Here is a 13,601-nt window from a genome sequence, read left to right as displayed (position 1 = left end):
CATGAAGTTTTTAAGAAACATAACATTCGCTTTGGTTTTGATGATCTTTGGGCAAGTAGGTCTTGCACAGCAACAGGTCATGTTTACGCAATACATGTTTAATGGGCTGGCTATAAACCCTGCCTATGCAGGTAGCCATGATAACATTACGGCTACATTTTTGGCAAGGGAACAATGGGTGGGCCTAGAAGGAGCGCCAGCGAGTCAAACCTTTAGTTTGCACTCTCCTATCAATGCAAGTGGAAGTGCCAATTTAGGTACGCTGCTCATTCATGATAGGATTGGTGTTACCGATCAAACGACTGCCTATCTCGCATTTGCGTATAGAATCAGGTTTAGTGGTTCGGCTCGGCTAGCATTTGGCTTGCAAGGTGGAATCAGCAATTACAACTCGAAGTTTAGTAGAATTAGCAATGCAGACCCTGTATTTGCCAATGGTGATGTGAATATCAATAGGCCGAATTTCGGTGCCGGATTGTATTTCAATACCAACCGGTTCTTTGCAGGTGTTTCTGTTCCTCAATTAGTCAGAAGTAAATTAGATGTAAACAATAGCGACTCCGATTCAAGACTAGAGCGTCACTATTTTGGATACGCCGGTTATGTCTTTGATATTTCAAGGGACTTAAAATTTAAGCCTAATCTCTTGATTAAGTATGTTGAAAACGCACCAATAGAATTCGATGTAAATGCCAATTTCTTGATAAAGGATATTATCTGGGCAGGCCTTTCTTACCGATCGTTTGACTCATTCGATGCCTTATTTCAAGTACAAGTCAATAAGCAATTTCAGTTCGGTTATTCGTATGATTTTGCCACTACGACAGACCTTAGAAGAGTTAATTCTGGATCGCATGAAATCATGCTGCAGTACACCTTTGTTTTCGGAAAGAAAAAGATCATTTCACCAAGATACTTTTAAGCAATGCATAATAGACACTTGAAATACTTATTGGTAACACTTCTGATCTTACTCTCCTTCAATGTAAATGGTCAGAATAGATCGCGTTTAGATGTTATGCGCGCAGGAAAACTATTCGATAATTTTGAATATGCTGCTGCCGCTAAAATTTATGAAAGATTAGTCGCTAGAGATTCTTCTTTCAACTACGCCAAATTGCAATTAGCTGAGTCTTACCGTAAAATGAATATGCCTGAGCAGGCATTGCCATTCTATGCTGAAATTGTTTCGGATTCATCAGTTTCGAAACCGATTCATACTTTATACTATGCTCAAGCATTAATGAGCGCTCAAAGATATGATAGAGCGCTAACCGCTTTATCTAACTTTTACAGAAGTCAAGGAGATGTTCGTGCAACAAACCTTACGAATGGGATTACAAATTTTGAAGGCTTTTACAGTGATTCTTCTTATTACAAAATCAACCTCTCTCCTTTTAATTCGGAAGCCGATGATTACAGTCCCACTTACTTTCAAGATGGGCTTGTGTTTTCTTCAAACCGAAAGAAATTCAGGTTAGTAAAGCGTACCCATGGTTGGAACAACATGAACTTCCATGAATTATACTTCACAAACCCGGGGATTGATTCTGTTAAAACCACAAAACTCTTTAATAAAAAGCTGAACACGCGCTATCACGAAGGACCAATGGTATTTTATGATAGTGATGAGAAAGCATTTTTCACTAGAAACAACTATAACGGCAAAAAAGTAGGTACTGCCAGTGATGAGACTATCAATTTGCAACTTTATATGACGCAAAGAAGTGGAATAAATGCGGAGTGGGACAAGCCCGTTTCATTTGAATATAATAGCAAGGAATTCAGTACCGGTCATCCGACAATGACAGAAGATGAAACCACACTTTATTTTGCGTCAAACAGACCAGGTGGAAATGGCGGAGTAGATATTTATAAATCTACTTTCGACAATGGCACTTGGGGAGAACCTGAAAACCTGGGTAGCGAGATCAATACACCAGGCGATGAAATGTTCCCTCACATTCACAAAGGGGTTCTTTACTTCTCTTCCAATGGACATTACGGCATGGGAGGTTTAGATGTTTATCAATATGATTTGAATGATACCGCTGCCTTTGTGAAAAACATGGGGATTCCAGTTAACTCTCCTAAAGACGATTTTGGGCTCATTATTTCGAAGGATGATACTACTGGTTATTTCACATCTAACAGACCAGGTGGAATAGGAAATGACGATATCTACCAAATTGAGATAAATATTCCAAAGCGCCCTAAACAGGTGTTTTTAAAAGGCATTGTTGTCGATCAACGATCAGGCAGACCACTTGACGACACGGAAGTATTCCTTTCTACAGGAGAAGGTGACAGCGTAAGATTTATTACAAATGCCGATGGTGGATTCGAATATGAATTGGCTTGGGATCAGAGCTATAATCTAAGAGCGCAAAAACCTGATTGGTCAGTTGGATTAGACTCTGCTTCTACTTTTAATGATGCCTTAGACAAAGAATTTATTACCATTCCACTAAGAGAACTTCTTGTCATTAAAGGAGATCTAATAACTCCTGCTGGTAGACCAGTGGATGACGCTTTAGTTACGTTTACTGAAACTACAACTGGTGAAGTGGATAGTGTAAGAACCAATGAAAATGGACTCCTATACTTTATTGCACAGCCAGATTCAGAATACGATGTGTTTCTACAAAAAACAGGGTATTTCAATTTCAGAACGAAAGTAGCCACTGGAAACGACCCTGGCGGTTCAATTAAGTTCGACCTTGAGATGGATGAAATTATTATTGGAAAGGCCATCCGAATTGAAAACATCTATTTCGATTTAAATAAATCAGAAATCCGCCCTGATGCGGCTATTGAGTTAGACAAGATCGTAGCGATGATGACAGACAATCCTACCATAACAATTGAGTTGGGATCACATACGGATTCACGAGGAGGCGATCCTTATAACTTAGCCTTGTCTGACCGAAGGGCTCGTTCTTCAGCAGCTTATATAGTTTCAAAAGGAATAGGGGAAGACAGAATTATAGGTAAAGGTTATGGCGAGACACAATTAACCAATCAATGTGAGGATGGTATTCGGTGTCAACCAGAAGAACATCAAGCTAACAGAAGAACAGAATTTAAAGTAGTTTCCTTCTAAGAAAGGAGCTACTTCTATTGTTTCTGGTACCTTTTTCCATCCCATTCAAGCTTAGTCGGGCTGATTACTTTGATGAAATCGTCTGAGAGCCTCATCTCACTTATTAAGCGATAAGTCAGATCAGGAATGTTGATTAAAAAATGATTTGCAGTCTTATTTCTAAGACTGTATACCTCAGTATAGATATACCTAACCTCTACACTTCGAACAGGTATTTCCATACTAGGGATAGCTATCAACTCTATCATTTCAATTTTCAAAGAAGCAGGTCTTTTCACGATGATTTTAGGAGACTTGAACCTCCGATTACTAATTCTAGCATCAAATTCCGGATTGTTAGAAGTAATTTCTAATTGATAATTGAATAATTCAAAAGCTCGATGAGGATCATCTTGGTCTATGGGGTTTTTAATCCGAAAGTATAAACTATCACTGCTCAAAGAATTGCTTTCTTGAACCGCAATTGGGAGCAATGGGTCTTGAGGCCTTAAATCACTCTTAAGCTTTATAAACGAGGTTCCTTTCACATAGTCCCAATTACCAATAGAAAGTGTGTCACAACACCTGTATGGGCTTACATCGGCCTGACCTAAAGGCTTGGACAAAACATATCTATTATCTGATAATGCGAGTCGTTTATTGAATGAGCCTTGTTCTATGTAAATGCCTTCTATGCCCCGGCCAATGTTTTTATTCGCCGCACATGAGGCAAGTATAACTTCGCATGATAAGGCAAGCACAAATCCTTTAAACAAACTGGAACCACTCATTTCTCTAAATAATACCTTGTTCAATATAGCACCACAACAATTAAGCTTCGACTCCTCATGCAAAAAAGCCCTCTTCCGGTATCCGAAAGAGGGCTTTGAATTTAATTTTATTAAGACGAATAGCTTATGATTCTGGAGCAGTTACGCTCGCAGAAAGATATTCTCTATTCATTCTAGCAATATTCTCTAGTGAAATTCCTTTTGGACACTCTACTTCACACGCACCCGTATTAGAGCAGTTTCCAAAACCTTCTTCATCCATCACCTTCACCATGTTCTGTACACGTTCAGCTGCCTCCACCTGACCTTGCGGCAATAAGGCGAATTGAGAAACTTTCGCCGATACGAAAAGCATAGCAGAAGCATTCTTACAAGACGCTACACAAGCACCACACCCTATACATGTTGCAGCATCGAAAGCTTTATCTGCATCTGCCTTTGGAATAGGAATAGCATTAGCATCTTGAGTATTTCCAGATGTATTAACACTCACGAAACCTCCAGCAGCCATCACACGGTCAAACGCGCTTCTGTCTACCACTAAATCTTTGATTACAGGGAAAGCCTTCGCTCTCCAAGGTTCGATGTAAATCGTCTGTCCGTCTTGGAATTCTCTCATGTGCAACTGACAAGTAGTAATCTCCCTACCTGGCCCATGAGCTTCTCCATTGATGTACATAGAACAACTTCCACAAATACCTTCTCGACAATCATGATCGAAAGCAACTGGGTCTTTGCCCTCGCCAATTAACTGCTCGTTTAAGATGTCCATCATTTCAAGGAAAGAACTGTCTGTAGAGATATCAGATACCTGATAAGTCTCCATTTGACCGTTATCCTTGTCATTTTTTTGTCTCCAAACTTTGAGTGTCAGGTTTAATCCTTTTTGTGCTGACATATTTTTGAAATTCTAGTGCTTTAAATCCTTATTTATACGATCTGGTCTTGAGTTCTATATTTTCATAGACGAGTTTCTCTTTATGCAAAACTGCTTCCGAAGGCTCTCCTTTATACTCCCAAGCGGAAACGTGAGTAAAGTTCTCATCATCTCTCACAGCTTCTCCTTCCTCTGTACGGTGCTCCTCTCTAAAGTGGCCACCACAAGACTCTTCTCTCTCCAAAGCATCTCTTGCAAATAACTCACCCAATTCCAAGAAATCGGCCACTCTGCCAGCTTTCTCCAATTCAGGGTTCATGCTATCTGATGTGCCCGGTACTCTTACTTCTTTCCAGAATTCTTCTCTGATCTGTTTGATTTCGGCAATGGCTTCTTTGAGACCTTTCTCACTTCTAGCCATACCAACTTTATTCCACATCACTTTTCCTAATCGCTTATGGAAATGATCAACAGACTTAGATCCTTTATTATTAATGAAGAAATCGATATTCTTCTTTACTGACTTTTCTGCTTCTTCAAATTCTGGAAGATCGGTAGAAATAGTGCCTGTTCTAATATCATCGGCAAGATAATCTCCGATAGTATAAGGCAATACGAAGTAACCATCGGCTAAACCTTGCATTAAGGCTGAAGCTCCTAATCTGTTGGCACCATGATCTGAGAAGTTTGCCTCCCCGATAGCATAGCAACCAGGAATAGTGGTCATTAAGTCATAATCAACCCAAACACCACCCATGGTATAATGTACCGCAGGGTAAATTTTCATTGGCGTTTTGTAAGGGTTATCAGCGGTAATCTTCTCATACATCTGAAAAAGGTTACCATATTTTTTCTCAATAACGTCGGTACCTAAGGCTTGAATTTTTTCCTTAGAAGCGTCGTGAATACCTTGAATATTCGCTTGCTCTTGACCGTAACGCATTATTGCAGCAGAGAAATCAAGATAAACAGCTTCTCCAGTCTCATTTGTACCTACACCAAAGCCTTCATCGCAACGTTCTTTTGCCGCTCTTGAAGCTACATCTCTTGGTACAAGGTTTCCAAAAGATGGATACCTGCGCTCTAAGTAGTAGTCTCTATCCTCCTCTTTAATATCAGTAGGCTTCAATTTACCAGCTCGCACTGCTTCCGCGTCTTCTTTTTTAGCTGGAACCCAAATTCTACCATCATTTCTTAAAGACTCAGACATCAGAGTCAATTTAGACTGCTGATCTCCGTGTTGTGGTATACAAGTTGGGTGAATTTGTGTATAACAAGGATTTGCAAAATGAGCTCCTTTTTTATGCACCTTCCATCCTGCCGATACATTCGACCCCATAGCATTAGTCGATAGGAAGAATACATTTCCATACCCTCCTGATGCGATCACTACAGCATGAGCAGAATGTCTTTCGATCTCACCATTTACAAGGTTTCTTGCAATGATCCCTCTCGCTTTTCCATCGACAACAACTACATCCATCATTTCATGACGGTTGTACATTTTAATTTTTCCTTTGCCGATCTGACGAGACATGGCTGAGTAACAACCCAAAAGTAGTTGCTGACCTGTTTGTCCTTTGGCATAAAAGGTTCTTGAAACCTGTACACCACCAAAAGAACGGTTGTCTAATAACCCTCCATAATCACGAGCAAATGGAACTCCTTGTGCTACGCACTGATCAATGATATTAGCAGATACTTCTGCCAACCTGTGCACATTGGCTTCTCTTGAGCGATAATCTCCTCCTTTAACCGTGTCATAGAACAAACGGTAAGTTGAGTCACCATCTCCCTGATAATTCTTTGCGGCATTAATACCTCCCTGTGCTGCTATGGAATGCGCTCTTCGTGGAGAATCTTGATAGCAAAATGCCTTTACGTTATATCCTAATTCAGCTAAGGATGCAGCTGCGGATCCACCTGCTAAACCCGTACCCACAACGATAACGTCGATTGACCTTTTGTTGGCTGGGTTAACAAGCTTGATATTGTTTTTATGATTGGTCCATTTATCGGAAATAGGACCTTCTGGTATTTTTGAATTTAGAGTCGTCATACTTACTTCTTAATGCGCAGTTAGATGATGATATAGAGCAATGAAAATAAAGCCTGCTGGAATCGCAATAGCGTAGAGCTTACCCAGCTTCTTGATTCCCGGAGTATACTTATTATGATTTGCACCAACAGACTGAAAAGCCGACTGGAAGCCGTGTAACAAGTGCATTGCTAAGAAAACAAAAGACAAAACGTAGATACCAACTTTAATTGGATCTTCGAATTTGTGTGCCAATTCTTCGTAGTACCTGTATTCGCCATTGATCATCCCAGACATATCGCCTTGAATATATTTGACGTTAATTTCTGGTATCCAGAAATCGTAGAAATGCACACAAATAAAACCAAGAATTACAAGCCCTGACCAAACCATGTTTCTAGAAAACCAAGTTGAATTGGCTTCTCCTTTATTCATGGCATATTTAATCTTCCGAGCATTGTTATTCTTTAATTCTAGTATGAATCCCATCACGAAGTGAAAAACCACACCAAAAATTAATACTGGCTGTAAAGCAAATTGCACCAATGGATTAGTACCCATAAAATGAGAAATCTCATTAAAGGCAGTCTCACTAAAAACCGATATTAGGTTTATGGTAAAATGCTGAAGAAGGAATACTAAAAGGAACAGTGCTGACAGTGCCATGGCGAACTTGCGACCTATGGAACTGCTAAAGGTTTGTTTAACCCAACTCATTTATGTTAGTCGTTAAATTTATAATCCAAAGTTATACCTCAAACGTTTGCAATCAAAGTCAATTCGTCTTTGATCCATTTTGTCATCACAACAGCATGTAACAACCAATTGTTGAGATTTTTTGTCTAAAGTATTACATATTTACGTTATTCATTTCAAACGAGCCCTCTTGTCCATGTCGCGCCGATTGCTTCTTTGTTTATTTCTCGTTCTTTCATGCGTTGCAGAATTGGCGGCAACGCACTTAAGAGCAGGAAATATCACTGCCGTGCGAATATCAGAGACTAGTTTCCGCTATCGATTTACTTTAGTGATCTACCGCGATACAGAATCTGGCGTTCAGGTGGGTAATGGCACTTTCAATTTTGGAGATGGAAGAATAGTTGCCGGAATTCAAGCGATGACCAACGCTTCGGTAGAAGGATTTAGAGAAACCGCCTTAGCCAATTTCACCTCTGTTGTAGTCGTAGAATTTGATCATACATTCCAAAATGAAGGAGATTTTATTGTCAGTTATACCGAGGGCAACAGGAATCAAAATATTATAAATCTAGGTGGTGGAGCATCTGGGACCTTACCATTTCATATTGAAACCTTCATGAGAATTTCGTCTAGGTTTTCAAATAATACACCGCAACTAACCGTACCCCCTTTAGATAGAGCCTGTATCGGATCGCAGTTCTTTCATAATTCGGGTGCATTTGATATAGACGGCGATAGTTTGGCTTATAGAATAGTAACACCTCAACAAGGAAGGAATATTGACGCTAATTTTTACCTCCCAGTAAATGATGCGACCGTTTCCAACTTGCGAGAGGACGGTGGCTCTCCTGCTCGATTTGAAATAGATCCGTTTGATGGAACTTTAGTTTGGGATGCGGCTCAATTTGTGGGAGAATATTCCATAGCGTTCATTGTAGAAGAATGGAGAAAATCTGAAGTTACGGGAGAAGCCGAGTTAATCGGATATGTAACCCGAGATATGCAGATCATTGCAGTGACTTGTAATAACGATAGGCCAGAATTGATTTTACCTGCTGACACTTGCATCAGTGCGCTTTCGGAAATTCAGGCCATTATAACTGCTAGAGACATTAATAATGACAAGGTTTTTATTGAGGCCTTTGGAGGATCTTTTGAAGTAAATACTTCTCCAGCATCTTTTCTCGCTCTACCAGACTTGGTAGATGACAGAAGCTTTCGAGATCAGCCAGCACAAAGTCTTTTTACTTGGCAAACCTCGCTTTCGCACATTAGAGATCAGCCTTACGAAGTGGTTTTTAAAGTAACCGACAGGCCGGCAGATAGAAGTCAGAATCCACTTACTGATTTTAAAACTTTGAGCATCACGGTAGTTGCGCCTGCACCAACTGGGTTGACTGGCAATATTGCCAGCCCCGACGGAATTCAACTTGATTGGGATAATTATTTCGCTGCTGCTTTAAACCCTGTAATGCAAGTATATAGAAGAATTGACAGCTTTGATTTCAACCCCATTAACTGCAACGTAGGTATTCCTGCAAACTCCGGATACCAACTCATCGATGAAATCTCAATTGATCAAACGAATTATTTAGACAATAACAACGTAATGTCTGGAGTGAATTATTGCTATAGGCTAGTCGCTAAATTCCCATTACCCAATGGTGGCACGAGCTATGCATCACAGGAATTTTGTCTTAAAAACAATGCTGATGTACCAAATATGATAAACGTTTCGGTTGAAGAAACAGACCAAACTGCTGGTGAAGTTTATACGCGATGGACCTCTCCTCTTGACATCAATGAACTACTTTTCCCTTCCCCATATCGTTATGAACTATTTAGGCAAAATGGCCTTAACGGTACTGGTGATAGAACCCTCGTAGCGTCAACATTTGATACCGTTTTAATAGACGCTGGCCTAAACACACAAGATCAGGCATACAACTACTATGTAAGGTTTTATGATGCTGATGATAACCTCATCGATAGTGCAGATGTTGCTTCAACCCCAAGACTTACCGGCACTCCAGACATTCGAGCAGTAGACCTTTCTTGGGAAACGAATGTGCCATGGTCAAACGCTATTCAAACTTCACCTTACCATTATATCTATAGAAATAGAACTGATTTAGGTGCTCAGGATGACAATAACTTTGTGTTAATCGACAGTGTGAATGTTCTAACATCTGGTCAACGCTATACCGATAATGGCCGGTTTAATACGACTCCTTTAGATCGCGATTTGATATACTGTTACTACATCACTACACAAGGCAGTTATGGAAATTCAGCTATTGTTTCTCCTTTACTCAATAACTCTCAAATTATCTGCATTCAACCAGAAGACGATCGGCCACCAGAAGAACCTGAAATCGAACTACCAGATAATATTATTACCATAGAAGGACCCGATGGAACAATGCTTAACATTATAGACAGTCCAAATTGTGAGTTGGATAAACTATCACCTTGCGAGCAACTTGAATTTTCAAACACAGTGAACTGGACGGTTAATAATTTGGATGACGTGGACTTTTTCAATGTCTACTTTTCATCAACTGGCGAAGAAGAGTCTTATAACCTTGTAGGTACAAGTACCACAACAGAATTTATCCATTCAGGGCTACTTGAAATTAAGGGTTGCTATAAGATTACTTCAGTCGATATGTCGGGCAACGAAAGTGAAATGACTAACTCCATTTGTTTTGACAATTGCCCTTATTACGAACTACCAAACACTTTTACTCCTAATGGCGATTCAATAAATGACACTTTCAGAGCATTCGATTTAAACGATGGTAGGTGCTCTAGATTTGTTGAAGCTGTAGAATTTAAAGTTTTCAACAGATGGGGTGGCAAAGAAATTTATGGATACAATTCGAGCAAGGCAGCTATTCCAAACACCTTTATCGATTGGAATGGAAGAGATAAAGACGGCAAGCTTCTTAGCCCTGGAACGTATTATTATACCGCAACAGTCACTTTCAGTACTTTCGATCCGGCAAAAAGAAAACAAGAGTTCAAAAACTGGGTTAAGATCGTTAAATAATAAAAATGGTATTTTTAAAGACTACTTTTGATGTGTGTCAATCGCCTAACACATTGAAGAGAAATTTTAAAATTAAGTACAACTAATTGCAGATATTGCGTTAGTCCTATTAGAAATCAATAGCATGAGTATGTTCAAAAGATTTTTCCTGTGCTTTGCCTTCCTTACAGCCTTCCTTTTAGAGGCTCAGGCAACTCACATTCGTGCAGGAGAAATTACCGCCGTTAGAATTTCACAATCCGGTCTTAGGTATAGATTTACCCTTACCATTTACAGAGATACTGAAGGTGTTGAGTTTGGCCAAGGTGGTGTATTTAATTTTGGCCAAGGCAGAACTATTGGGCCTACGCTTGACGCGCTTAGGGCTGAAGCGGTTGACAATGTTATCAGTGAAGTAAACATTGGAAATAATACTTCGATCATCACCATTCAGTTCGATCATACATTCGATGCCCCCGGAGTGTATGTAGTAAGTTTTACAGAGCAAAACAGAAACACAAATATCATCAACTTAGGAGGCGCGTCATCTGAAAACCTTGCCTTTCACGTTGAAACAGCCATTAGAATCCAAGCGGGTGATGGCTTGAATAACACTCCCATTTTAACGATTCCACCAATTGATAGAGCGTGTATAGGTTCGCGCTTTATCCATAATGCCGGTGCTTTTGATGCCGATGGTGACAGCCTAGCTTATAAACTAGTTACCCCGCTACAAGATAGAGGCGTTGCCATTGAAACTTACTTACCACTAGACGATGCATCTATTTCTACTTTAAGAGAAGGAGGTGGTGGTGGAACCATATTCGAAATTGACCCTATAACTGGGGATCTGACTTGGGATGCCCCTCAATTTGAGGGGGAATACAACGTGGCCTTCATTGTCGAAGAATGGCGGTTCTCGGTGCTAAACGACCGCTATGAACTTATTGGTTTTGTTACCCGTGACATGCAAATTGTTGTGGAAGACTGTAATAATGAAAGACCAGAGTTAGAAGTCCCACTGGACACCTGTATTGAAGCAGGCACTCTTTTAGAAGCAATTGTCCGAGGAACTGATCCTGATAATAATCAAGTTCTTATAGAAGCATTTGGAGGTGTTTTCGACTTAAACATTGCCCCAGCAGAATTTGTAGGCTTACCAGACGAAGATGCAGCACCAAGGTTTAGAGATCAACCGGCAGAATCTCTTTTTAAGTGGGAGACTGATATTTCTCATGTAAGATCCAGACCCTACGAAGTTCAATTCAAGATATCCGATAATCCGTCCGATCCAGACGCACCAGCTTTTACAGATTTTGAAAGGTGGAATATTACAGTCGTCGCGCCAGCACCTACTGGTTTAACAGGCAGTATAACTTCCAGTACTTCGATTCAGTTAAATTGGGACGATTATATTGGCGCGAATTTCAACCCGGTAATGCAAGTTTATCGGCGTGTCGATAGCTTCGACTTCGATCCCGAAAATTGTAACATCGGTATTCCGGCGAATTCTGGTTATGAACTGATAGATGAATTACCGATTAATCAAACATCCTTTTTAGATGAAAATGGCATCCGTCCAGGCGTAAATTATTGTTATAGAATAGTAGCAGAATTCCCACTGCCAAGCGGTGGTACAAGTTATGCTTCACAAGAATTTTGTGTTACTATTCCACTCGATGTTCCTGCGATGACCAATGTTTCTGTAGAAGAGACAAGTGAAACTAATGGAGAAGTATTTGTAAGATGGATTTCTCCACTTGACATAGACGCGACTTTGTTCCCTCCTCCATATAGATATGAACTAATTCGTTACGATGGCTTTAACAGCACCGATAACAGAACGCTTGTTACATCAACCAGTGATACCGTTTTTACTGACACCGGTTTAAACACTTCTGCGCAAGCTTATAACTATCGTGTTAGGTTTTATGATGTAGATGACAACTTAATCGATAGCTCATCGACAGCTTCATCGGTAAGATTAGATGCCTTTGGCGAGGTGAGGTCAATCAACCTGACTTGGGATGCTGATGTACCTTGGTCGAATCAAATACAAAGTGATCCTTGGCACCTGATTTATAGAAATAGAACGGACGCCACAGCATCTGATGTCGACAATTTTGTACTCATAGATAGTGCAAGAGTTACAGTGGATGGATTGCGGTATTTAGACGATGGAAGCTTCAATAATGTAGCTTTATTGGACGATCGTGAGTACTGCTATTTTGTAACGACTAGAGGTGGTTATGGAAACCCACTAATCCCTTCTCCGCTTGAGAATAATTCGCAAATCATCTGTATTCAGCCAAATGATGATGTTCCACCAGAAGAGCCAGAAATTGATACACCTGGTGATGATGTTATTATAACTGGTCCAGATGGCCTTCCGCTTATATTATTGCAAAGTGAAAATTGTGAGCGGCTGACCGTAGAACCTTGTGCATTTGCCAACTTCACTAATACTGTCTCATGGACCGTAAATGATGTTGACAATGACATTGCAAGTTTTAATGTGTACTTCTCCGAAACAGGAGCAGAAGCTGATTTTACACTGGTCGGTTCAAGCAGAACAAACACCTTCGATCATACTGGTTTAAGTTCAATTAAAGGTTGCTATAGAATAGCTTCCGTGGACAGATCTGGAAATGAAAGTTCACTGAGCGATGCGATTTGTTTCGACAATTGCCCGAATTATGAATTGCCAAATACATTTACACCAAATGGTGACAATATCAACGATACTTTCCGCGCTTTCGATCAACCAAATGGACGTTGTCCTAGGTTTGTAGAATCGGTAGTTTTCCAAGTATTCGACCGTTGGGGTGGCCAAGAAATTTATAGCTATAACTCTACGGAAGATGTTGAACCCAATATCTTCATCGATTGGGATGGAACAGATAAAAATGGTAATGTATTGCCATCAGGCACTTACTATTATCTGGCTACCGTAACATATGATGTGTTGGATCAATCTATTGCCACTGAGGAATTCAAAAACTGGGTGAGAATAATTCGCTAAAATTCAGCACTATTTCAAGCAATCTTGGAAGGTATTAGTTCGTTATGATTTTATCAATCAA

The 13,601-nt window shown here is 40.1% G+C and carries 8 protein-coding genes; 4 read left to right on the top strand and 4 right to left on the bottom strand.

The features are described from left to right. The first annotated feature begins 1 nt into the window (after window position 1). Together JXQ92_RS16600 and JXQ92_RS16595 are read left to right on the top strand one after the other, a co-directional pair. Window positions 2-922, top strand: a complete 921-nt coding sequence (locus JXQ92_RS16600) for a type IX secretion system membrane protein PorP/SprF (protein WP_421987765.1) — start codon at window positions 2-4, stop codon at window positions 920-922. Between the two features lie 3 nt (window positions 923-925). Then, the gene (locus tag JXQ92_RS16595) at window positions 926-3,103 is read left to right on the top strand and encodes an OmpA family protein (protein ID WP_421987764.1); all 2,178 of its coding nucleotides are present in this window, start codon (window positions 926-928) and stop codon (window positions 3,101-3,103) included. A gap of 14 nt (window positions 3,104-3,117) precedes the next feature. Here JXQ92_RS16595 and JXQ92_RS16590 read toward each other — a convergent pair whose 3' ends face one another. The 4 genes from JXQ92_RS16590 to JXQ92_RS16575 form a co-directional block, all read right to left on the bottom strand. Further along, the gene (locus tag JXQ92_RS16590; protein ID WP_421987763.1) at window positions 3,118-3,897 is read right to left on the bottom strand and encodes a hypothetical protein; all 780 of its coding nucleotides are present in this window, start codon (window positions 3,895-3,897) and stop codon (window positions 3,118-3,120) included. Between the two features lie 100 nt (window positions 3,898-3,997). Next, the gene (locus tag JXQ92_RS16585) at window positions 3,998-4,771 is read right to left on the bottom strand and encodes a succinate dehydrogenase/fumarate reductase iron-sulfur subunit (protein WP_421987762.1); all 774 of its coding nucleotides are present in this window, start codon (window positions 4,769-4,771) and stop codon (window positions 3,998-4,000) included. 28 nt (window positions 4,772-4,799) lie between these two features. Beyond that, complete coding sequence (locus JXQ92_RS16580) at window positions 4,800-6,809, bottom strand: fumarate reductase/succinate dehydrogenase flavoprotein subunit (protein WP_421987761.1); 2,010 nt, start codon at window positions 6,807-6,809, stop codon at window positions 4,800-4,802. A gap of 9 nt (window positions 6,810-6,818) precedes the next feature. Continuing rightward, window positions 6,819-7,505: a succinate dehydrogenase cytochrome b subunit gene (locus JXQ92_RS16575; protein WP_421987760.1), complete on the bottom strand. Its 687-nt coding sequence runs from the start codon at window positions 7,503-7,505 to the stop codon at window positions 6,819-6,821. A gap of 175 nt (window positions 7,506-7,680) precedes the next feature. On the opposite strand from JXQ92_RS16575, the gene JXQ92_RS16570 reads away from it, so the two are divergent. Together JXQ92_RS16570 and JXQ92_RS16565 are read left to right on the top strand one after the other, a co-directional pair. Then, window positions 7,681-10,539, top strand: coding sequence for a gliding motility-associated C-terminal domain-containing protein (locus JXQ92_RS16570; protein WP_421987759.1), 2,859 nt, complete (start codon window positions 7,681-7,683; stop codon window positions 10,537-10,539). Between the two features lie 130 nt (window positions 10,540-10,669). Next, window positions 10,670-13,540, top strand: coding sequence for a gliding motility-associated C-terminal domain-containing protein (locus JXQ92_RS16565; protein WP_421987758.1), 2,871 nt, complete (start codon window positions 10,670-10,672; stop codon window positions 13,538-13,540). Window positions 13,541-13,601: the final 61 nt, after the last annotated feature.

Origin of the sequence: Roseivirga sp. (assembly GCF_049099775.1) — a bacterium.
Lineage (GTDB): Bacteria > Bacteroidota > Bacteroidia > Cytophagales > Cyclobacteriaceae > Roseivirga.
This window is presented reverse-complemented; position numbering and strand designations above follow the sequence as displayed.

Excerpts from the sequence above, each read along its gene's own strand:
- JXQ92_RS16600 (WP_421987765.1), top strand. The coding sequence starts at position 2 with ATGAAGTTTTTAAGAAACATAACATTCGCTTTGGTTTTGATGATCTTT.
- JXQ92_RS16595 (WP_421987764.1), top strand. The coding sequence starts at position 926 with ATGCATAATAGACACTTGAAATACTTATTGGTAACACTTCTGATCTTA.
- JXQ92_RS16585 (WP_421987762.1), bottom strand. The coding sequence starts at position 4,771 with ATGTCAGCACAAAAAGGATTAAACCTGACACTCAAAGTTTGGAGACAA.
- JXQ92_RS16580 (WP_421987761.1), bottom strand. The coding sequence starts at position 6,809 with ATGACGACTCTAAATTCAAAAATACCAGAAGGTCCTATTTCCGATAAA.
- JXQ92_RS16575 (WP_421987760.1), bottom strand. The coding sequence starts at position 7,505 with ATGAGTTGGGTTAAACAAACCTTTAGCAGTTCCATAGGTCGCAAGTTC.
- JXQ92_RS16570 (WP_421987759.1), top strand. The coding sequence starts at position 7,681 with ATGTCGCGCCGATTGCTTCTTTGTTTATTTCTCGTTCTTTCATGCGTT.
- JXQ92_RS16565 (WP_421987758.1), top strand. The coding sequence starts at position 10,670 with ATGTTCAAAAGATTTTTCCTGTGCTTTGCCTTCCTTACAGCCTTCCTT.